14 protein-coding genes are annotated in these 21,446 nt (G+C 67.9%); 8 read left to right on the forward strand and 6 right to left on the reverse strand.

Annotation, left to right across the window (positions count from 1 at the left end):
* The first annotated feature begins 130 nt into the window (after window positions 1-130).
* Complete coding sequence (locus Rhe02_RS45005; RefSeq protein WP_203914696.1) at window positions 131-1,396, forward strand: MFS transporter; 1,266 nt, start codon at window positions 131-133, stop codon at window positions 1,394-1,396.
* Here Rhe02_RS45005 and Rhe02_RS45010 read toward each other — a convergent pair.
* Together Rhe02_RS45010 and Rhe02_RS45015 are read right to left on the reverse strand one after the other, a co-directional pair.
* Complete coding sequence (locus tag Rhe02_RS45010; RefSeq protein ID WP_203914697.1) at window positions 1,369-2,763, reverse strand: fibronectin type III domain-containing protein; 1,395 nt, start codon at window positions 2,761-2,763, stop codon at window positions 1,369-1,371. The genes Rhe02_RS45005 and Rhe02_RS45010 overlap by 28 nt on opposite strands.
* Window positions 2,764-2,877: 114 nt before the next feature.
* Window positions 2,878-4,269: a fibronectin type III domain-containing protein gene (locus Rhe02_RS45015; protein WP_203914698.1), complete on the reverse strand. Its 1,392-nt coding sequence runs from the start codon at window positions 4,267-4,269 to the stop codon at window positions 2,878-2,880.
* 302 nt (window positions 4,270-4,571) lie between these two features.
* Between Rhe02_RS45015 and Rhe02_RS45020 the strand changes: the two genes are divergently transcribed.
* The 3 genes from Rhe02_RS45020 to Rhe02_RS45030 are packed head-to-tail and all read left to right on the forward strand — an operon-like array spanning window position 4,572 to window position 8,614.
* On the forward strand, window positions 4,572-5,195 hold the full coding sequence (locus tag Rhe02_RS45020; protein WP_203914699.1) for a hypothetical protein: 624 nt from the start codon (window positions 4,572-4,574) through the stop codon (window positions 5,193-5,195).
* A gap of 29 nt (window positions 5,196-5,224) precedes the next feature.
* Window positions 5,225-6,286, forward strand: coding sequence for a hypothetical protein (locus Rhe02_RS45025; RefSeq protein WP_203914700.1), 1,062 nt, complete (start codon window positions 5,225-5,227; stop codon window positions 6,284-6,286).
* A gap of 54 nt (window positions 6,287-6,340) precedes the next feature.
* Window positions 6,341-8,614, forward strand: a complete 2,274-nt coding sequence (locus Rhe02_RS45030; protein WP_203914701.1) for a beta propeller repeat protein — start codon at window positions 6,341-6,343, stop codon at window positions 8,612-8,614.
* Between the two features lie 78 nt (window positions 8,615-8,692).
* On the opposite strand, the gene Rhe02_RS45035 is transcribed toward Rhe02_RS45030, so the two are convergent.
* Window positions 8,693-10,318, reverse strand: coding sequence for a beta-galactosidase (locus tag Rhe02_RS45035; RefSeq protein WP_239124470.1), 1,626 nt, complete (start codon window positions 10,316-10,318; stop codon window positions 8,693-8,695).
* A 78-nt stretch (window positions 10,319-10,396) separates the two neighbouring features.
* On the opposite strand from Rhe02_RS45035, the gene Rhe02_RS45040 reads away from it, so the two are divergent.
* Window positions 10,397-12,646, forward strand: coding sequence for a TIM-barrel domain-containing protein (locus Rhe02_RS45040; RefSeq protein ID WP_203914702.1), 2,250 nt, complete (start codon window positions 10,397-10,399; stop codon window positions 12,644-12,646).
* On the opposite strand, the gene Rhe02_RS45045 is transcribed toward Rhe02_RS45040, so the two are convergent.
* Genes Rhe02_RS45045 through Rhe02_RS45055 form a run of 3 tightly spaced genes read right to left on the reverse strand, consistent with a single transcriptional unit; the run spans window position 12,636 to window position 16,172 of the window.
* Window positions 12,636-13,520, reverse strand: a complete 885-nt coding sequence (locus Rhe02_RS45045) for a carbohydrate ABC transporter permease (RefSeq protein ID WP_203914703.1) — start codon at window positions 13,518-13,520, stop codon at window positions 12,636-12,638. The genes Rhe02_RS45040 and Rhe02_RS45045 overlap by 11 nt on opposite strands.
* Window positions 13,517-14,515 carry an ABC transporter permease gene (locus Rhe02_RS45050; protein ID WP_373320795.1) on the reverse strand — a complete coding sequence of 333 codons (999 nt, stop codon included), beginning with the start codon at window positions 14,513-14,515 and terminating at the stop codon, window positions 13,517-13,519. The genes Rhe02_RS45045 and Rhe02_RS45050 overlap by 4 nt, the downstream gene beginning before the upstream one ends.
* A 10-nt stretch (window positions 14,516-14,525) precedes the next feature.
* Window positions 14,526-16,172, reverse strand: a complete 1,647-nt coding sequence (locus Rhe02_RS45055; protein ID WP_203914704.1) for an extracellular solute-binding protein — start codon at window positions 16,170-16,172, stop codon at window positions 14,526-14,528.
* A gap of 152 nt (window positions 16,173-16,324) precedes the next feature.
* Here Rhe02_RS45055 and Rhe02_RS45060 point away from each other — a divergent pair, with 152 nt between their 5' ends.
* The 3 genes from Rhe02_RS45060 (at window position 16,325) to Rhe02_RS45070 (ending at window position 21,379) form a co-directional block, all read left to right on the forward strand.
* Entirely contained in the window at window positions 16,325-17,533 is a 1,209-nt protein-coding gene (locus tag Rhe02_RS45060; protein WP_239124471.1) for an ROK family transcriptional regulator, read from the forward strand.
* A gap of 130 nt (window positions 17,534-17,663) precedes the next feature.
* Window positions 17,664-20,360: a glycoside hydrolase family 3 protein gene (locus Rhe02_RS45065; RefSeq protein WP_203914706.1), complete on the forward strand. Its 2,697-nt coding sequence runs from the start codon at window positions 17,664-17,666 to the stop codon at window positions 20,358-20,360.
* Complete coding sequence (locus Rhe02_RS45070; protein WP_203914707.1) at window positions 20,357-21,379, forward strand: LacI family DNA-binding transcriptional regulator; 1,023 nt, start codon at window positions 20,357-20,359, stop codon at window positions 21,377-21,379. Before Rhe02_RS45065 ends, Rhe02_RS45070 begins: the two co-directional genes overlap by 4 nt.
* The last annotated feature ends 67 nt before the right edge of the window (window positions 21,380-21,446 follow it).

Genomic DNA, 21,446 nt, shown 5'->3' on the forward strand with positions numbered 1-21,446 from the left:
TTTTTCAACCCTCCTTGGGACTTGAAAGGTTTCAATCTTCTGCCCAGCATGACATTCAATCGTCATTTGTCAATTGCCTTGGGACATCGACGGGACATCGGATGCGGCGGCGATCCGATAGCCTCCCCGGATGGCCCGCCTGCTGGATCAGCCTGGTTACGCGAGGTTCTGGACATCGGAGACGGTCTCCACCTTCGGCACCTATGTCAGCGCGGTCGCCATGCCGCTCGTGGCCAGCTTTACCGTTCGGGCAACCGAGTTCGAGTTCGGCCTGCTGACCGGAGCGCGCTACGCGCCATACCTGGCTTTCGGTCTGCTCGCCGGGGTGATCGCCGATCGCTATCGCCGTCGTCCCCTGCTCATTTCCATGGACCTGGGCCGCTTTCTCCTATTAGGACTTCTGACCGGGCTCCTCTTCAGCGGCACGCTGACCCTCTACTCGCTGATGGCCTTCGTGGCCTTGGCGGGCACCATGTCCCTGTTCTATGAGGCGGCCCACCAGTCTTACCTGCCGCGCCTTGTCCAGCCTGACGTGCTGCCGCGGGCCAACGCGCGCCTGCAACTGAGCGGCTTCGTGGCCCAGACCACCGGCCCGTTGCTCGGCGGGTCCCTGATCCGCCTGATCGGCTTGCCGCTGTCGCTGGCGGTGGATGCCTGCTCCTATCTGGCCTCCGCCGTCCTGCTGGCCACCATCAAGCGCCCGGAGCCGGCCCCCGAGGTGCGCCCGCGGCACCTGAAAACCGAGCTGCGCGAAGGACTTTCCTGGGTGTACCGGCACCGCGTGCTCGCCCCCTACGCGGTGACCCTGCACGCGCACTTCCTCTTCGAGAGCATGGCTTCGGTCGTGTTCACGCTGCTGGTCCTGCAAGGGCTGGAGCCGGGCCTGCCCGAGAAGGAGGCCGGGTTCCGCCTCGGCGTGGTGCTCGCGATCGGCGGCGTGGGCGCGGTCGCCGGCAGCTGGGCCTCCGGCTGGGCGGGAAGGCTCGGCATGGGCCGCCTGCTCGTCAGGGGCCGCTGGCTGGCGGTGCTCGGCTGGGCCCTTGCCGCCGTTGCGGGTTCCGGCTCGGCCGGCTGGGTCATGGCGGCCGCATCGCAGTTCGTGGTCTGGTTCGCCATCGGGCTGAGCAGCCCGCACGAGCTGGGGTACCGCCAAGCGGTCACCCCAGATCGGTTGCAGGGCAGGATGAACGCGACCATCCGCTCGCTGAACTGGGGCATGCTGACCATCGGCGCGCCCGTGGGCGGCCTCCTCACGCAGAGCCTCGGCTACCGCGGCGCGCTCTGGCTGGCCACCACGGGGATCGCGTTAACCGCCTTAGCGGCAACGCTTTCCCCGGTGCGCCATGCCCGTCATCCGGCGGCCGACCCTCAGCTGAAGGTGACTTCGGCCGGGTAGTTGGCGGTGACCTGGCACGGCGGCTGGCTCGCCAGCTTGACCGTGATCGGCCAGACGCCAGCCGTCAACGTGACCTGCTCCCCCGTGGTCAGCACTCGGAAACGCGGTGTCGCGGGCTCGCTGTTGTCGATCGGAACCGACACGCTGAACCCGCCCTCGGCGGTGAGCTGGGCGACCGCTACCGGGTGCCCGCCAAGGAAAATGCGCACGTTTTGGGGAGCCACGCAGGGCAGCCCGGCGCCGGTGACGGTGAACGAATTGCCCAGCGGGATGCTCCCGCTCGGATCGATGGTGAACGTGGGGGCCGGGGCCGGCGCGCCGGTCGGCGGCACGAGCGTCGTCACGGTGAGCGCGTGGCTGGGCGGCGAGGCAAGGCCGGCCGCGTTGTGGGCCACCACGGTGAAGGTGTAGGTGGCGCCGGCTGACAGGTTGTTGATGGTGGAACGGGTTGCGCTGGTCCAGCCTTTGTCAGCGCCGTCGACGACGATGCGGTAGTAAGCGATGTCGCCGCTTCCCGGCGCGGAGGGTGGCTGCCAGGACAGGGCGACGCTGTTTTGGGTGACACCCCGCACCGTCACACTGAGCGGCGCGGTCGGCGCGACAGCCGCCGCGGTGCCTGTCCAATTCGCCGATGGCGGAGTGCCCGTCGACGGCGGCGCGCTGGAGGTGTCGCCGCTCGTGGGCAACGCGCTCGGCGACGGCGAGGCCTGCGCGCCGGGGGTGAGCGATTGCTGGGGCTGACTGGTGCTGATCGGTGACCCGCCCGGCGGCAGGGCGTTGCTGGGCGTCGACTCGTCTGAATACCACAGGTAACCGGCGACCACCATCGCGACCAGAACCAGCGCGACCAGCACCCCCGGCCAGCGCCGCTTCAGGGCGGGCAGCGACAGGTAGGCGGTGGGGAAGAAGGTCAGCGCCGCCCTCGCGGTGGGCCGCCTATCCGCCGCGCCCGGCTCTGCGGCGGGGCCGATCTGAGGGTGCTCGGCGGTCTGGTCGATCTCCCCCGGCTCGGCCACCTGCTCCTGCACGCCACCTTGCGCGGCGATCCACAGGCTGGTGGCGAGCTCAAGCCGTGCTTTGAGAGTCTTCGGGCTGCTGAAGGCGACGATGGTGGGCAGCGCCACGGTCGGCCACGCCGCCTCGGGCAGGTGCAACCCCTGGATCAACGCGTTCCACAGATTGGTGAACTCGCTCGCTCCAGCCACCACCCGGGCCAAGCGTTCGTCGAAATCGGACCGGCGCAGCCGGGTCACGATCATCGCGTGAATCTCAGTGGCTGTCAGGCTCACGGTGACGTCAGCTAGCAGCTCACCGAGTTTGACAGCGGCGTAGCGCGCATCTGAGTCGTCCTTGACCGGCACAGTCACCGTAGCCCCTTTCGCGGGTGGATCAATCGGCCTCGCTGTTTCGTGCGGCGATAGCCTAGGCGGCGAACGGCCAGGAAGGTATAGACAGAACGGTGCCCTTTGGTCCCAGTCGGGTCACCGAAAGTTGATCTGGGTGGATTGTCGGAGGTTGATCGCGCAGGAGGGCTGGGTTGCCAGCTCGGCGACCACCGGCAAAACCCCCTTGACCAGCACGATCGGGTCACCGCCGTCGAGCGCACGCACCTCAGGAGCGGCCGGGTTGGTGGCGTTGACCTCGATGGCCACGGCGAAGGCGCCTAGATCGTCCAAAGTGGCCAGTGCCACCGCACGCCCACCCAACAGCACCCGAACCGTGGATGGCGCGAAGCATGGCCAGCCGGTTCCGGTGACGGCGAACGGATCGCCGAGTTTGATCGCCGGGCGGGGCGAGATGCTCAGCACGGCAACGGGTGGTGGCGTCGCGGTGGGTGACACGACGCTCATGGTCGTCGCGTTGACCGTCTCGCTGGACGGGGAGGCCAGACCGGCGCTGTTGTAGGCGACGATGCCGAACGTATAGCTGGCACCGGGCGTCAACTGGTTGACGGCGACGCGGTTGTTGACTGTCCAGCCCGCGTCCGCGCCGTCGCGCAGGATCCGGTAGTGGGAGACCCCGCCGCTGCCGGGGTCGACGGGCGGCAGCCAGCTCAGGTGGACGGTGGTGCTCGTGGTGCCGCGCACGGTCAAGCCCAGCGGCGCGGTGGGCGCGACGACCGGACCGGTCCCGGCCCAGGTCGGCGTGGGTGCCGCGAGCGTCGAAGGCGCCGTCGGCTCGGCCGGACCTGCCCCCGGCGCGGACGGCATCACCGGCGCCCGAGTCGTGCGTGGCCCGGTGCTCTGCGGCTGGGGCTGGCCGACCCCGGCCGGTGACATCACCTGCGGCTGGCCGGCCGAGGTCAGCCCGTGGTCGAGCCACCAGAACCCGCCGGCCACCGCCAAGGCGACCAGGGCGAGGGCGACCAGGCTGCGCGGCCAGCGCTGGGTCGCGGCCGGGGCGGTCAGGTCGTCGGTGGGGAACAGGGTCAGCACCGGATGCTGTCCACTATGGCCGTCAGGAATCCCCAGCCGCACGTCGTGAGCAGCCATGGCCTGGCCCTCGGCATCGACGGCCGGCAGCGCCTCCCCCTCGTCGGGGTGGGTGGACATCCAGAGGCTGGTGGCTCGCTCGAGATGCGCCTTGAGCGTCTGCTGGCTGCTGAAGGCCACCACCGCGGGCAGCACCACGGTTTCCCAGGCCGGGCCGGGCAGGGGCTGCCCCTGCGCCAGCGCGGTCCATTTGGCCGCGAAGTCATGGCCGTCAGCGACCAGGCTGGCCAGCCGTGGATCGTCATCGGACTGTTCGAGGCGCGCGGCGATCACAGCGTGGATCTCGGCGGCGGTCAGCCCCGGCGTGAGGTCGGCCAGCAGCTCCCCGAGCTTCACGGCTGACTCGTGGGTATCGAAGTCACCCGTGACGGGCAAAGTCACCCCGGGCCTCCTTCTCCGCGTGGATCAGCTGCGTTGCTGTGTCATGTGCGCGGGGCAAGCCTAGGCGGCGATCGGCTGCGAGGGAATCGACGGAAAGGTGGCCGTGGCCGTCTCGCCGGGCGCGAGACGGCCACGATGACGAGTGGATATTGGACGTTCGTGGAAAAGTCCGGCTCCCTCGGCGCATCAATCTTTAGTTGGGAGGTTAAACTAATTGGACGGTGCGGGCAACCATGACGATCATTGTGTCGTGGTAGCGACTTCACCTGGGCCAACGGTGCCGCCACCCCTAGGGTGCAGTGATGCCGCAGAACCATTCCCGCCTGCTTTCGATAGCCGCCACGCTCGCCCTGACCGGGGTGCTGACCGCCTGTGCCCAGGAAACCCCGACCGCCACACCGACATTGGCGACTCAGGTCAGCACGTCACCCAGCCCGGCGAAGGCGGCCTTGGATGTGCCGACCTGCCCCGAGCTGCGCAACGCCGCCGTGCGTGGGCTTATCGACCCCTACTACGCCTTCGGTGACGAAGGAGCGCCCCTGACCGAAGGGATGTATTCCGATAAGGACGGTCTCGTGCTGGCGCTGCAACAGCCGTGTGCGAGCGGCGACCTCGGGTCCGACATCGGAGCCGTCACCGTCGGCGCCATCATGAACAGCGTCACCGGCACCACCGGCCGGTTCTGGAACGTGATGCTGTGCACCAAAGCCACCCCGCGGGCCAAGTGCATGGTGCATATCGCGATGAACGACCGCGACCCGATCGAGTCGATCAGCTTCACCGGCAACAAGATGACTCTGGTGTACCTGACCCGCCCCGACGCCGCCGGATCCGCCGTGGCGAGCGTCCGCCGCACCGCGATCTACGCCGCCGAAGGCACCGTGCTCAAGGAGCAGTCCCACACCGACGTTCCCTACACTCCGTAGCCTGCCGAAAAATGAGGTAGGTTCACCGGGTGCTGCGGGCTTTGCGGGTCAATGTCGCCCTTGTCGTCAGTCTCACCCTCGCCCTCGCGCTGACCGGCTGCGCCTCCGACCAGCCGCTTTGGTCAGCCCAGCCCACGGCCAACCAGTCAGGCTCGGCCGGCCCGTCAGGGTCGGCCGAAGCCTCTCCTTCGGCCGCCGCGAGCGCCACTCCCGGCCTCGGGCAGGGCGGCTGTGACGGCTTCCCGGCCGACAACGTGTGGCGGGCCGAGGTGGCCTCGCTGCCGGTGCACCGGTCGTCGGCCGCGTTCATCGCGAGCATCGGCGCGGCGAGCACGATGCATCCCGACTTCGGGGCCGGGCTGTGGGAGGGCGCGCCGATCGGGATCCCGGTCACCACGGTCAAGCCCGGCCAGGCCACGGTCAAGGTGACCTTTCAATACGCGCGGGAAAGCGACGCCGGCCCCTACCCCGTCCCGGCCGGCGTCGCCATCGAGGGCGGCCCCACCAGCTCCGGCGATCGCCACATCATCCTGCACGACCCGGCCGCTTGCCGGCTCTACGAGCTGTTCGCCGCCTACCCGACCGGCAACGGGGGCTGGAAGGCGGGCTCGGGAGCGATCTTCGACCTGCGCTCCAACAAACTTCGCCCGGCGGGCTGGACGTCGGCCGACGCGGCCGGGCTGCCGATCTGGGCGGGGCTGGTCAGGTACCCAGAAATGGCGAAAGGCAAGATAGATCACGCTTTGCGCATCACGGTGCCGCGCACCCGAAACGCTTATGTATGGCCAGCCCGTCACGCCGCGTCGGACTCCACGGATGCGGCGCTGCCACCGATGGGTTTGCGGCTGCGGCTCAAGGCAGGCGTCGACACGTCGAAGCTGCCGCAGCAGGCACGGGTGATCGCCGAGGCGATGAAGAGGTACGGGGTGATCATCGCCGACAACGGCTCGCCCTGGTACCTGTCCGGAGCACCGGACGACCGCTGGTCAAACGACGCGCTGCGCGCGCTCAAACAGTTGCGGGGAAGCGACTTCGAGGCCGTGGACACCTCGGCGATGATGGCGTCGGCCGACTCCGCGGCGGTGCGCTAACTCTGGCACGGTCGTTCATTTGTTTAGACGCCAAACTATCGGCATACTGTCCGCATGCCCGAGTTCTGGACCCGTCGTGGCGTCCTAGCGGCCGGTGCGGTTGTAGGCGCCATGGCGCTCGATTCCGCCGCGTTCGCCAAGCCCGACAACGCTCGCTATAGCTGGAGAAACGCCGAGATGGTGGGCGGCGGGTTCGTTCCCGGAATCGTGTTCAACCAGGCCGAGCCGGGCCTGGTTTACGCACGCACCGATATCGGCGGCGCCTACCGCCTGGACAGGGCGAGCGGGCGGTGGGTGCCGCTGCTCGACTGGGTCAGCTGGGATCAGTGGGGCTGGACGGGAGTGTCCAGTCTGGCCACCGACGCCGTCGACCCGGACCGGCTCTACCTTGCCGTGGGCACCTACACCAACGACTGGGATCCCAACAATGGGGCCATTCTGCGCTCGCGCGACCGGGGCCGCAGCTTCAAGGCTTCCCCGCTGCCGTTCAAGGTCGGCGGCAACATGCCCGGTCGCGGCATGGGCGAGCGCCTGGCCATCGACCCGAACCGCAACGCCATCCTCTACTTCGGAGCCCCCAGTGGAAACGGCCTGTGGCGCAGCTCCGACTCAGGCGTTTCGTGGTCTAAAGTGGACAGTTTCCCCAACCCTGGCACATACCGGCCGGACCCCAATGACACCAGCGGATACTCCAACGACCTGACCGGTGTGGTGTGGGTGGCGTTCGATCCGCGCACCGGATCGCGGCGGCGGCCCACCCGCAGCATCTACGTTGGCGTGGCGGACAAGGACAATCCCCTCTACCACAGCGCCGACGGTGGCGCGACGTGGGCGGCGGTGGCCGGGTCGCCCACAGGGCAGATCGCCCACAAGGGCGTGCTGGATCACGTCGGTGGGTTCCTCTATCTCGCGACGAGCGACACCGCGGGTCCCTATGACGGCGGTGCCGGAGACGTCTGGAAGCTCGACATCGCCAGCGGCACATGGACTCGCATCTCCCCCGAGCCGGGCGCGGGTTGGGGCTACGCAGGTCTGACCATCGACCGGCAGAACCCCAGCACCATCATGGTTGCCACGCAGATCGCCTGGTGGCCGGACATCGTGATTTTCCGCAGCACCAACGGTGGCGCGAGCTGGGTCCGGTCCTGGGAATTCGGCGACTGGCCCAACCGCAACAACCGCTACGACCTCGACATCACCGCCGCGCCGTGGCTGACCTGGAACGCGGTTCCGCCGCTGCCGGAACAGGCCCCGAAACTCGGCTGGATGACAGAGTCGGTGGAGATCGATCCATTCAACTCCAACCGCATGTTCTACGGCACCGGCGCCACCATCTACGGCACCGACAACCTGACCGATTGGGGCAGCGGACAGCCCGTGCACATCAGCGTGCGGGCACAGGGCTTGGAGGAGACCGCGGTCCTGGACCTCATCAGCCCGCCCACCGGCGCCCATCTGCTCTCTGCCGTCGCCGACATCGGCGGCTTCGTGCATCACGACTTCGCCGCCGCCACGCTCATGTACGACACCCCAACCTTCGGCAGCTGCACCAGTCTCGACTATGCCGAGCTGAGCCCGCAGGTCATTGCGCGCAGCGGCAATCCCACCGGCGGCAACATGAGTTTCGGCCTCTCCCGCGACGGCGGGGCCACCTGGACACCCGCCGCCACCCAGCCCAGCGGGATCACCCGCGGCGGCCGCGTCGCCATCAACGCCAACGCAACAGCGGTGCTATGGGCGCCGGAGGGTGCGGCCGTGCATCGCAGCGTTGACGACGGCGCGACCTGGGTGGCGGCGGTAGGCCTGCCCGCGGGCGCGGTCATAGAAGCCGATCGCGTCCGGCCCGAGGTCTGCTATGCCTTCGCCGCAGGATTCTTCTATCTGAGTACAGACAGCGGCGCGACCTTCACCGCCACCGCCGCGACCGGGCTGCCCGCCGAGGGTGACGTGCGGTTCAAGGCCGTCCCCGGCCACGCCGGCGACATCTGGCTCGCGGGCGGCAAAACCGGTGCCACCTATGGGTTGTGGCGTTCCCTCGACGGCGGCGCGACCTTCACCCGGGTCGCCGGCGTCGATGAGGCCGACAACGTCGGCTTCGGCAAACCGGCCCCGCACCGGCGTTACCCGGCTCTGTTCAGCAGCGCCAAGGTCGATGGCCAGCGCGGCATCTACCGCTCCGATGACGAAGGCCGCCACTGGATCCGGATAAACGACGACCGCCACCAGTGGGCCTGGACCGGCGCGGCCATCAGCGGCGACCCCCGCATCTTCGGCCGCGTCTACCTGTCCACCAACGGCCGCGGCCTGATCGTCGGCGACCCCACCTAGACCCGCACGCCCGCATCACCTGCACCCCGCCGCGCCATCGCACCGTCGCGCCCCTCTCCTCGCGGCGGGCGCGGCGGGTCAGGTGAGGCGGGTGCCGTTGAGGTCTACGTTGCCGTCGGGGTGGAACAGCCATTGGGCGTGTCGGCTGTGGACGGCACGGGCGCCTGCGGGGAGGTCTTCCGCGATCGGTTTCACGCCCGCTTCGAGGCAGGCCTGCGACAGCAGGTCCTCCAGGGCGGCGTCGGACAGGTCCACCGGATGCGCTTGCGGGAAAAGCGGTGTGCCCAGGCGGATCCTGGTGTGTTCGTCGACGACCCCGCATGGTCCGATGGCGATAAGATGCCCGCCGCCCTCGACGTGTCGCCGGAGAGCATCCACCGCCGGCTCCGTCATCAAGTAAGCGGCGGGCACCACCACCAGGCGATGCGGCGGGCGCCCATTCCTGCCACACAGCGATTCCGGCGGCAGGACGTCCACCGCATAGCCGCGACGCTCCAACGCGGCATGGCATCTCTGTGTTATCGCCTGATAGTCCACGGGCGCGCGCAGATGCGGCGCCTGTAAGGCCCACCAGCATTCCTCGTCGTACCAGAGGGCGACCTGGGCCGGCTGCGCCTGGTACGTGGTGGGCAGATGGGACAGCAAGTCCCCCAGCGCGACGGTCTCCGCCGACACCGAGCCGGTGTGCGGGACCAGGGCCGGGTGCCATTGTTCGGCGCCGCCGCGGCTGGCCCGCCATTGGAAGTAAAGAGCGCCCTGTGAGCCGCGGGCGATATGCGTCAACGCGATCGGCGCCATCAGGCCCGGTTTCGGGGCGTGTTCCATGAGCAGCCACGGCTCGCCGCCCGCCCAGCCGCGCGCCATGTCGGCAGCGAAAGCACTTTCGGCGAGGGCGTGCTCGGGTGTGGACGGATAGTGGTCGATGGCGACGAGGTCGACCTCGCGCGCCCACCGCGCATGGTCGACCGGCACCCAGGGGGCTAGCACGAAGTTGGTGGTGACCGGGATCGCCGCGTTGGCCGCCTTGAGCACGTCGCGCTGCTCGATGTAGGCGGCGAGCATGCTGTCGGACAGGAAGCGCCGATAGTCCAGCTCCTGCGCCGGGTTGGGCAGGTATTGGGTGGCCCGGGGTGGGAGGATCTCCTCCCAGCGGCCGTAGCGCTGACCCCAGAACGCCGTCGTCCAGGCCTCGTTCAGCGTGACAAGATCGCCATAGCGCCCCTCGAGCCAGCTCCGGAACGCCGCCGCGCAGTGTTCGCAGAAGCACCAGGTGCCGTATTCGTTGTGCACGTGCCACATCCGCAGACCCGGATGCCCGTGGTAGCGCTGGGCCAGCCGGCCGGCGATGTCGGCGCACGCCTGCCGGTAGGCGGGGGCGTTGACGCAGTAGGCGTCCCGGGACCCGTGCACCAGCCGCACCCCGTCGGCGCGCATGGTCAGCGCCGTCGGGTGGCGCAGCGTGAACCAGGGCGGCGGAGACGCGGTGGGGGTCGCCAGCGCCGCTGAAACCCCGGCGTCGTGCAGATCGTCGAGAACCCTGTCCAGCCAGCCGAACTCGTGGACGCCGGGCTGGGGCTCCAGCCAGGACCAGCTGAAGACTCCGACGGTAGCGAGGTTGACCCCGGCCCGGCGCATCTGCACCAGGTCATCAGCGCGAATCCGATCGCACCACTGCTCGGGATTGTAGTCGCCGCCGAAGAACAAGGCCGTCCTTCCGTTGACGTTTGTTTGGATAGACGGAAAACTAAAGGCACCTTACCTCAGGCAACAAGGAGCTGGAAGATGCCGTTCCGCCCGCCCCTGGTGACCCACGAATACTTCGTGGCCGACCCGCCAGAGCTACCACGACGCTCGCATGGCGAAGCTGGACCCGAGGTGCTGGCGCATGCCGAATTAACCTCGGCCGACCCGAACGGCATCAGCCTCAAGGCCCTGACCGCCGCCGGGGCCGTGCTCTACGCACAGGTCACCGCGGCCGGTGAGGGGATAATCCGGGTCAGGCTCAGCGATGACCCCAGCGCGCGCAGCCGGTCGGCGCGGCTGCTCGCGTTGACCCGGCCCGACCTTGGCACCCATGCGGTGGTCACCACCGCCGGGGACTGGGTCACCGTCAACGCCGGGGCGATCACCGCCGAGGTGAGGCTCGATCCTTGGCAGATCAGGTTTCGCGAGACCGCGACCGGCCGGCTGCTGACCGAGAGCGACCCCGGTCTGGTCGACATCTCGGGCCGGATGCGCACGCTGCCCTTTGGTTGCTCCATTGTGGATGGTGCGATCGTCGCCTACCACGAAAGCTTCGTGCTTCCCCACGATGAGGTGCTGACCGGGACGGGCGAGCGTTTCCTGCCGCTGAACCTGCGCGGCCAGCGGCCGGTGCTGTGGAACTTCGACGCCTTCGGCAGCGAGTCCGACCGTGCCTACAAGAACGTGCCGTTCTACCAGTCCAGCCGCGGCTATGGCATCGTCATCGACTCCGGCATGCCCGTCGAGCTCGACTTCGGCGCCTCCACCCAGAGCGTGGTGCAGCTGGTGGTCCCCGACGACCTGCTCGACTACTACGTGCTGGCCGGGCCGACCCCCAACGACGTGCTGCGCCGCTACAACGCCCTGACCTGCGAGCCGGTCTGCCCGCCGAAATGGGCCTTCGGCAGCTGGATCTCCTCGGGCTTCTTCCGCGACAGCCAGCAGGCGGTGCTGGAACGCGCCGCCACCATTCGAGAGCACGGAATCCCTTGCGACGTCTTGCATCTGGACTGCTACTGGCAGCCGGAGGGGCGATGGTCGGAGATGAGCTGGGATCCGGTGGCCTTCCCCGACCCCGAGGCCATGCTCGCCACCTTGCGTGAACAGGGCTTCCGGGTCTGCGTGTGGATGAACTCCTACCTCAGCGTGAACTCCGACCGCTTCGCCTACGCGCGGGAGATGGGCTACCTGCTCAAGCGGGCCGATGGCAGCGCCTACGTGGCCGACTCCTGGCACGGCAGCTATCCGCGCTGTGGAATCGTCGACTTCACCAATCCCGAGGCGACCTTGTGGTTCCAGGGCCTGCTGCGGCCGCTCGCGGCCCAGGGAATCGACGTCTTCAAGACCGATTTCGCCGAAGGGGTACCGGCAGATGCCTTCGCCCACAACGGAATGAGCGGAACAGATCTGCACAACATCTACTCGCTGCTGTTCAACGACGCCGTCAGCGCGGTCACCCGGGAGGTGCACGGCCACCAGACCGTCTGGGCGCGCTCTTCCTATCTGGGCGGGCAGCGGCACGCGGCACAGTGGGGCGGCGACACCATGTGCAGCTACGAGGCGATGGCCACCTCCATGAACGGCGGCCTGGCGCACGGGCTGTCCGGCGTGCCCTACTGGTCGCACGACAGCGGAGGTTTCAGCGGAACCCCCAGCGACGACCTCTACCTGCGCTGGGCGCAGTTCGGCGCACTTTCTCCACTGTTGCGATTCCACGGCACCACCTCCCGCGAGCCGTGGCGCTTCCCGAGCGTGGAACCGGACGTGATTGAGGCCCTGCGCCTGCGCTACCGCCTGCTGCCCTACCTCTACTCCGCTGCGCTTCGCAGCGCGGAGACCGGCGAGCCGATGATGCGGGCGATGATGGTGGACTCCCCCGACGACAGCCTGGCCTGGCGCACCGACCACCAGTACCGGCTGGGCCCGGATCTGCTGGTCGCCCCGATGGTTTCCGCCAGCCAGCAGCGCGACGTCTACCTGCCCGAGGGCGAGTGGGTCGACTGGTGGACCGGCGAAGTCCACAGTGGACGTTCGATGCTGCGGGTGGCGGCCCCCCTGAATCAGCTGCCGTTGTTCGTGCGGCGCGGCGCGCTCATCCCGACCATCGAGCCGTCGGACCGGATCGCCGACGGGCCCTGGGAAGCTCTCACCTTGCTGAGTTTTGGCGACGGCGGCGAGTGCGAAATCCGTGACGACAACGGCATCTCCCACGTGCGGGTCAACGCCGACCTCAGCTTCGAGGTGACCGGCCCGGCCCGGGTGGACCGGGTGGTCCCCTTCAGCCTTTGATGGCGCCGGTTAGGACAGCTTTCGTGAAGTGCTTCTGCACGAAGGGGTAGACGAGCAACGCCGGGATCACCGTCACCACCACGACCGCCATTTTGATCGCCAGCGTGGGCGGCGGAACGTTGGTCCCCGGCAAGGAAACCCCGGGCGGCGCCTGACCCTGCAGGATGTAGCTGCGCAGCACCAGCTGGATCGGATGGTCGGACGGGTCCGACAGGTAGAGGATCGCGTTGAAAAACGAGTTCCAGTAACCCACCGCGTAGAAGAGGGCAACCACCGCGATGACCGCCTTGGAGAGCGGGATCACGATCTGCCACAGGATGCGCCATTCGCTCGCGCCATCGATGCGGGCGCTGTCGATGAGCTCGCCCGGCAGGTTCATGAAGAACGCGCGAAGCACCACCAGGTTGAAGGCGTTGACGGCGGTCGGCAGGATCAGGGCGAGCAGGTTGTCCTTGAGCCCGACGCCGGTGACCAGCAGATAGCTGGGGATGATGCCGGGCCCGAAAAGGAAGGTGAGCAAGAATAGGAACAGCAGGGGGCGATGGGCCAGCGATCCCGGCCGGGAAAGCCCGTAAGCGGCCATGGTGGTCAGCGTGATCGACAGCAGCGTGCCACCGGCGGTGATCATCACCGAGACCCACAGCGCCCGGGTCACCCGGTCGGTGGCAAAGATCGATTGGTAGGCGGAGAAGTCAAAGCCACGCGGGATGAAAACCAGCCCGCCCGCCTTGTCGATGGTGGCCCGGCTGGACAGACTGGTCACCACCACCGTCCACAGTGGAATAATGACGGCCGCGGTGACCAGTGTCAGCAAAGTCCCCTTGCCGGCCTGACCGGCAACGGTCGGCTTCTCCTCCCAAACCGGCCGTGTCATCGGCTGTACACTCCTTGCTCGCCGAAGCGCTGGGCCACCCGATTGGCGGCGAGGATGAGCAGCAGCCCCACGACTCCCTTGAACAGGCCGGCAGCCGCGCCGATCCCGTAGTTCTGGGTGGCGATGCCCTGCCAGTAGACGTAGGTGTCAAGCACTTCGGCCGCGCCCGCCCCCACCGCGTCGCGCTGCAGGAAGAACTGTTCGAAGCCGACACTGAGCGCGTCGCCCAGGCGCAGGATGAGCAGCAGCACGATGACCGGCCGGATCCCGGGCAGGGTGATGTGCCACAGCCGCCGCCACCGCCCGGCCCCGTCCGCGGCCGCCGCCTCGTAGAGGCTGAAGTCGATGGAGGACAGCGCCGCCAGGAAGATGATGGTGCCCCAGCCGACGTCCTTCCACACCGCTTCCGACGTGACCAGATAGATGAACGTATCCGGGTTGCTCATCACGTTGGGCATCCGCAAACCGACGTCGCGCAGGGTGTGGGCGAACAGGCCGTCGCCACCGAGCATCATCAGAAAGAAGGTGACGACCAGTACCCAGCTGAAAAAATGCGGCAGGTAGATGATGCCCTGGACCAGGCCGCGCAGCCTTTGCGAGAGGATGCTGTTGAGCAACAGCGCCAGCGCGATCGGCACCGGGAAGAAGAACACGAGCTGAAATGCCGTGATACCAAGGGTGTTGCGCACCGCGGACCAGAAGAGCGGATCCTCGAAGAGCAGCTGGAAGTTGCCGAAGCCGATCCAGTCGCTCAGGAACATCGCCTCGATGGCCGAGTCACCCAGAAAAGGGTTGTAATCCTTGAACGCCAGGAAGTTGCCCAGCGTCGGCAGGTAGTGGAAGAGCAACAGGAAACCGGCCGCCGGCACGGTCATCAGCACCAGCGGCAGATCACGACGCCAGCGCGCCCGCCAGCGGGATCGCATGGCGGGCATAGGTCGTGGCCGGGGCCGTGCGGCAACGGTCCCGGCCACCTTGGTGGACTCGCTAGTCATCAGCGGGTCGTCAATTGGGCAACGCCTTGGCATAGAAGTCGCGGCCCTCGTCGCCACCGTTCTTCTTCCAGTCGGCAACGATGGTCGGCCAGTCGCTCAGCGGCCGTCGCCCACGGACCACGTCCTTGATCAGGTCCTGGGTCGGCGTGTTCAGCTGCGAGAGCTTCACCGGGTCCTCGGTCCTGACCCCGGCCCATGGGTTGGGCTCCAGGTACTTCACGGCGTCCTTCGTCCAGGTCGTGTAGTCCTGAACGTAGTTGGGCGTGTCCGAGCCACCGGTGACGGCGGCGTTGCGCCCGCTGAGGAAGGTGAATTGGTTGGCGTACTCGTTGTTGTACAGGTCATTCGTCTTAGGCACGTTGTCCGTTCCGCGGGTGAAGTGCACGCCTTCCACCCCGTACTGGCGAAGCTCCCACTCCTTCGTGCCAAACGGTGCCGCACACCAGTTCAGGCAGGCGAGGATCTCTTCGGTCCGCGCCTTGCCGAGCCCCTTCTTGATGAACGTGTAGAAGATCGGGTCCGCGCTGCCCCACACCAGCGGCGAAGCGCTGCCGTCGTGGCTGAAGACCTTCATGGGCTGGATCTTGTAATTCGCATTGATCTTGAGCTGCTCGCGCAACGCCGACTGCCAGGCGCCCAGCCCGTTCTGCTGGACAACAATCTTCCCGCTGTTGAACAGCTGCGACGCGTCGGCGCCCTTGCTGCCGACCAGATCGGGGTGAACGAGCCCCTCCTTGAAGATCTTGACCAGGAACTCCAGTGCCGCCATGAACTCCGGCGTCTCGATCTTGTTGACGATCTTGCCGCCCTCAACGCGCCAGCCGCCCTTGGCGCCCGGCACCTTGAAGATCATCTGCACGTAGTCGGTGATGTCGCTGAACGCCCACACACCCTGGTCGGGCTTGGTGATCTTCTTGCCGAGCTGGTAGAGCTCGTCGGCGGTCTTTGCCGGCCCCAGGCCGGCCGCGTCCAAAATGTCCTTGCGGTAGAAGAGCGCCCACGCGAACGGGTTGTCGTTGACGAAGGGCACAGCCGCCAGCTTGCCTCCCCAGACGCTTCCCTGCCAAGCCTCCTTGGGGAAGGAAGCCAGCATCGGGTACTTAAGGACGGCATCGCCCTTGAGATACTCGGTCAGATCCTCGAAGAGCGTCTGAACCGCGTCGGGGAAGCGCGGGATGTTGGTGTTCCAGCTCGGGGCGACCAGCACGTCGGTGATGTCGCGGGCGCCGAGGATGGCGGTCAGCTTGTCGGCATAGGTGTTGCCGTCGTTGATGCTGAAGTCCATGTCGACGCCGAGCTCGGTGTTGATCGAGCCCAGGTACTTGTTGCTGCCCAGGCCGGGCGGCACGGTTCCCCAGTTGAGGGTGGTCACCTTGATGACACCGCCGCCCTTGCCGGGCTTGTCGGTGATCGCGTCGACCAAACTGGACGGATACGACAGGTAACCCGACGCGGCCGGCGGCGGGACAAGGATGTCCGGCTTGCCGACTTCCAGCGCCTTGAACTTGGGCAGGATCGCATCGATCTTGTTGACGTCGGTGGAGGTGCCGCCGCCCTTGGGCGTTGACGTGCATCCAGCCACGGCCAGGGCGCTCAGGCCTGCCAGCCCAAGGAAGGCGCGTCGGTTGGCAGCCGCGTCCTGGAAGGGTAACGCCACGGCTTGCTCCCTTCATGTCAAAATGTATGGTGCTCGAATTAGTTCGTCTGGTGTCTAAACAAATTAGCGGACACACCTGACTGCCACAAGGGAGCGTTCCCATGGGGCATGATGAAGCAACAACTAGGGCCGGAGGGTTAACGGTGATCACCATGCAGCGCGGTCCACAGCCCGCGGACTTCACCGACGTCCGAGCCACCAACCTCGCCGTCGTGCTCCGATACGTGCGCAGCCACTACCCATGCTCGCGCGCCGACATCGCCACCGCGACCGGCCTCAACAAGGCCACCGTCTCCAGCCTCGTGGTCGACCTGATCGATCGCCATCTGGTCCGCGAGATCGGCTTCACCGAGAACCGTATCGGCCGGCCCGCCACCATGCTGACAATGGACGGTTCGCCCTATGTCGCGGTGGGTCTGGAGGTCAACGCCGACCACCTCGGCCTGGTCGCCGTCGACCTGGTGGGTGCGCAGGTGCTGGCCTGGCGCCGCTCCTTCGCCGGCCTGGAGTCCACGCCCAGCCAGGCCGCAGCCGCGATCGCCGCGTTGAGCCGGCGGGCCGTGGCCAAGCTGGTCAAAGACGGGCGGCGGGTGCTCGGCCTGACCGTGGGAGTGCCCGGCCTGGTCGACGCCAAGGGCACCGTCAAGTTCGCCCCCAACCTGGGCTGGCAGGAGGTCGACCTGCTGGAGACGCTGGGCCGGGCGCTGGGCGAGCCCGACTTCCCGGTCACCGTCGACAACGACGCCAACCTGGCCGTGCTGGCCGAGTCGCGCTACGGGTCGCACGCCGGGACAGAGAACATGATCTATCTGACCGGGCAGATCGGCATCGGCGCCGGCATCATCAGCGACGACCGGATGATCCGCGGATCGCGTGGTTTCCCCGGCGAGATCGGCCATCTGACCATCGATCCGGGCGGAGCCCTGTGCGGGTGCGGCCGTCGCGGCTGCCTGGAGGCGGTCGCCGGGATAGGCGCCCTGATCGCCAAGGCGCTTCCCGACAGCGCCTACGACGGCAAGCTCACCGATCTTCAGCCGGAGGTCGACGAGGTGGTCCAGCGGGCCAAGGCCGGTGACAAGGTCACCCTGGCCGCGCTCGACGACGCGGGGCATGCTCTGGGCAACGCGGTGTCCATTGTGGCCAATCTGCTCGATCCCGCGGTGGTGGTGTTCGGCGGCTACTTCGTGCCGCTCGCGCCGTGGCTGCTTCCGCCCGCCCAGCAGGAGCTCGCCGCGCGCAGCGTAGCTCCGCAAGAGTGCGCGCAGATCGTAGCCTCGACGCTGGGTTACAGCGCGACTGCCGTCGGTGGTGCTGCCGCAGTACTCGACTTCATCGATGCCGGAAATCTCCCGCGCCCTTGACTGCCGGTGGGTTGCGCGGTAAATCTTTTGGAACTCCATTCGTAACATTCCCTGTTTTAAGCCGTTGATCGTCGAAGCGCTTCGACAGTTCAGCTAGGTCGTCGAAGCGCTTCGACAGAAATGAGCCACGATGAGGTTCCGCGATCCGCACCTCCCCCTCCCGGAACGCGTCGCCGACCTGCTCGGGCGGCTTACCGTCGCCGAAAAAATCGCCCTGCTGCACCAACACCAGGCCCCGATCGAGCGACTGGGCGTCGGAGCCTTCCGTACCGGCACCGAAGCCCTGCACGGTCTGGCCTGGCTCGGCGAGGCCACGGTCTTCCCTCAGGCCGTGGGCCTTGGCGCCACCTGGGACCTGGACCTGGTCCAGCGGGTTGGCGACGCCGTGGGTGACGAGGTGCGCGCCAGCCACCACAAGGACCCCACCCGGGCCGGGCTCAACGTATGGGCGCCGGTGGTCAACCCGCTGCGCGACCCGCGCTGGGGCCGCAACGAAGAGGGCTACAGCGAGGACTCCTGGCTCACCGGCCTGCTCGGAAAGGCCTACGCACAGGGCCTGCGGGGTGATCATCCGCGGTATCTCAAGACCGCCCCCACCCTCAAGCATTTCCTGGGCTACAACAACGAAACCGACCGGTGCACCTCCTCGAGCAACCTGGGCCCACGGGTCCTGCACGAGTACGAGCTGCCCGCCTACCGGCCCGCGATCGCCTCCGGCGCGGCGGTGGCCGTGATGGCCTCCTACAACCTGGTCAACGGCCGCCCCGCCCACGTCACGCCCCACCTCAACGACGCGCTGCGCAGCTGGACCGACGATGAGGTCTTCGTGGTCTCCGATGCTTACGCCCCAAGCAATCTGGCCGACCCTAGGCTGCAGGCCTACTTCCCCGACCATGCGGCCAGCCACGCCGCCTCGCTCAAGGCGGGCGTCGACAGCTTCACCGATCAGGGCGAGGACACCCAACCCACCCTCGACCGCCTGCACGAGGCGCTGCAGCGCGGCCTGATCAGCGAAGCTGATATCGACCGCGCCGCCAGCCGGGCGCTGGCCCTGCGCATCCGGCTCGGCGAATTCGACCCGGCCCAGGCCAACCCCTACACCCAGCTGGGCCCGGACACCATCAATTGCCCTGCGCACCAAGCACTTTCCCGGGAAACGGCGCAGCGGTCCATCGTGCTGCTCAAACGCGAAGGCGACCTGCTGCCGCTCGATCCGGCCCAGGCCGGCCGGATAGCGGTGATCGGCCAGCTGGGCGATCAGCTGATGGCCGACTGGTACAGCGGGACATTTGCCTATCGGAGCACCATCCTCAATGGACTGTCAGAACGGGTGTCGGCCGAGGTCACCTTCACCGAAGGCGTCGACCGGATCCGCCTGCACCTGCCCGGCGGGCCCTGCGACGTCGACGTCTTCGATTGGGGCAACGACGTTCTGGCCCTGCGCAGCACGCACACCGGTGGCTACCTGAGCTTGCACGACGGCGTGCTGTCCTTTGACTCGCCAGGGCCACACGGCTGGGAGGTCCACGAGACCTTCCGCCTGATTCCGCAAACCGACGGCACGCACGCGCTGCACCACGAGCTCACCAAGACGGTGGTCGCGCTTTGCCAGATTGAGGTTCTTCATCTGGGTACCGAGAAAGCAGCCGAAGCGGCCACAGCAGCCGACACGGTCATCCTCGCGCTCGGCAACCACCCGCTGGTCAACGGCCGCGAAACCGAAGACCGCCAAGACCTCGCGCTGCCCAGGGCGCAACAGCGGCTGCTGCAGGCGGTCTACGAGGCCAACCAGCGCACCGTTTTGGTCGTCACCAGCAGCTACCCCTACGCGATCGGCTGGGCCGACGAACATCTGCCCGCCATCATCTGGTCCAGCCATGGCGGGCAGGAATACGGGCGCGCTCTGGCCGACGTGCTCTTCGGCGACGCCGAGCCGGCCGGCCGGCTTCCGCAGACCTGGTACAGCAGCCACAGCGAGCTGCCCGATCTGCTCGACTACGACATCATCACCAACGACGCCACCTACCTGTACCACCGCGGCACCCCGCTCTACCCCTTCGGCCACGGCCTCACCTGGGCCGAATTCGACTACCGCAATCTGACCCTGAGCCAGAGCACCGCCGACGCGACCACCCGTGTCAGCGTCAGCGTCGAGGTCACCAACACCGGCACCCGGCCCGTCACCGAGGTCGTCCAGCTCTACACGCACCAGCAGCGCTCTCGCGTCAAACAGCCGCTGCGCCAGCTACGCGGCTTCACCCGGGTCGCCCTCGATCCCGGCCAGACCCGGGCGGTGACCATCGACCTCGACGTCGCCGACCTCGCCTTCTGGGACGTCACCAGCGGCCGGTTCGTCGTGGAAGCCGCCCGGCACAAGGTGATGGTGGGCCGGTCCGCCACCGACATCCGCGCCTGCACCACCCTGCTTGTGGAAGGCGAGCGCCTCGGCCCGCGCCGGGTGACCGGGGCGCTGGCCGCGGTCGACCACGACGAAGGCTTCGGCATCGCCTTGACCGACGCCAGCCCGGAAAGCGGCGACGCCGTCATGGCCACCGAAAACGGGGCCTGGATCTGCTTCGGCACCACCGATCTGACCGGCTTTTCCACGGTCACGGTCACCGCATCCGGCAGCGCGGGCTGGATCACCCTGCGGGCCGGCGATCCCGTCGACGGCGAGGTGCTGGCCAGCCTGGCGGTGGCCGGCAACCCCCGCTACCAGTACCGCGCGGTGAGCGCGCCGCTGACCGGCGCGCCGCTGGACCGGCTCTACCTGGTGTGCGACACTCCCGGCATTGTCGTGTTAGCCATCGGTTTCGGGACCTCATGAAGAAGGACGTCGTCACCATCGCCGACGTGGCTCGCCACGCCGGGGTGTCGGTCAGCACGGTGTCCTATGTGCTCAGTGGCAAGCGCTCCATCTCCGCGACCACCAGTGCCCGGGTGCGGGCGAGCATCCGGGCACTTGGTTTCCACCCCCATGCCGGAGCGCGGTCCTTGGCCAGCAACCGCTCCAGCATCATCGCGCTCGTTCTGCCGCTGCGCCAAGGCATGCACCTGCCGGTGCTGATGCAGTTCGCCACCGCCGTCGTCACCTCGGCGCGCGCCAACGACCACGACGTGTTGCTGGTGACCGCCGACGAAGGCCCGGCCGGGCTGCGCCGGGTGGCCGCGGGAGCGATCGTCGACGGGCTGGTGCTCATGGACGTCGAGATGCACGATCCCCGCGTGCCGACCCTGCGCCAGCTCGACCGCCCGAGTGTCCTCATTGGACTGCCGGTGGACTCGTCCGGCCTGACCTGTGTCGACCTCGACTTCCACCAGGCGGGCGCCATCTGCGTGCAACATCTGGCGGGCCTCGGCCACCGGCGGGTCGCCCTGCTCGGCGCGCCGCAGGTAGTCTACGAACGCGACACCGGATTCGCCCACCGCACCCGCGACGGCTTCATGCAAACCGCCCAGCTGCTCGGCCTCGACGCGCACACCCAGCCCTGCGAAGAGGACGCCGCCACCGTCATGAGCACCGTCACCGCGCTGCTCGGCCGCGCCCCCGGCCTCACCGGCCTAGTCGTGCACAACGAAGCCGCCGTCGCCCACGTCCTGGATGCCTTACGCTCCTTGGGAAAACGCGTCCCCGAGGACATCTCGCTGGTCGCCATCTGCCCCGACGAGCTAGCCGAGCGCAGCCACCCGCGCCTGAGCTCGGTGCAGATCCCCGCCGACGACGTCGGCCGCCGCGCTGTCGATCTGCTGATGGCCAAGCTCGACCAGCGCGAGGTGCCACCCATCACCCTGCTTGCCCCGGTCCTCACCTCCCGCACCAGCACCGGCCCGTGGACGGCACGCTGAACCTCATCTCGCATTAATGGGTTGCCGCCCGGCCCGCGCTCGGCTTTGCTTAGCTGACCAATGAAAC

It is taken from the genome of Rhizocola hellebori, from assembly GCF_016862955.1.
Lineage (GTDB): Bacteria > Actinomycetota > Actinomycetes > Mycobacteriales > Micromonosporaceae > Rhizocola > Rhizocola hellebori.

What these genes read in the sequence shown, in the direction of transcription:
- Rhe02_RS45005 (WP_203914696.1), top strand. Translation starts at nt 131, where the DNA reads ATGGCCCGCCTGCTGGATCAGCCTGGTTACGCGAGGTTCTGGACATCG.
- Rhe02_RS45020 (WP_203914699.1), top strand. Translation starts at nt 4,572, where the DNA reads ATGCCGCAGAACCATTCCCGCCTGCTTTCGATAGCCGCCACGCTCGCC.
- Rhe02_RS45030 (WP_203914701.1), top strand. Translation starts at nt 6,341, where the DNA reads ATGCCCGAGTTCTGGACCCGTCGTGGCGTCCTAGCGGCCGGTGCGGTT.
- Rhe02_RS45040 (WP_203914702.1), top strand. Translation starts at nt 10,397, where the DNA reads ATGCCGTTCCGCCCGCCCCTGGTGACCCACGAATACTTCGTGGCCGAC.
- Rhe02_RS45045 (WP_203914703.1), bottom strand. Translation starts at nt 13,520, where the DNA reads ATGACACGGCCGGTTTGGGAGGAGAAGCCGACCGTTGCCGGTCAGGCC.
- Rhe02_RS45050 (WP_373320795.1), bottom strand. Translation starts at nt 14,515, where the DNA reads ATGACTAGCGAGTCCACCAAGGTGGCCGGGACCGTTGCCGCACGGCCC.
- Rhe02_RS45060 (WP_239124471.1), top strand. Translation starts at nt 16,325, where the DNA reads ATGCAGCGCGGTCCACAGCCCGCGGACTTCACCGACGTCCGAGCCACC.
- Rhe02_RS45065 (WP_203914706.1), top strand. Translation starts at nt 17,664, where the DNA reads ATGAGGTTCCGCGATCCGCACCTCCCCCTCCCGGAACGCGTCGCCGAC.
- Rhe02_RS45070 (WP_203914707.1), top strand. Translation starts at nt 20,357, where the DNA reads ATGAAGAAGGACGTCGTCACCATCGCCGACGTGGCTCGCCACGCCGGG.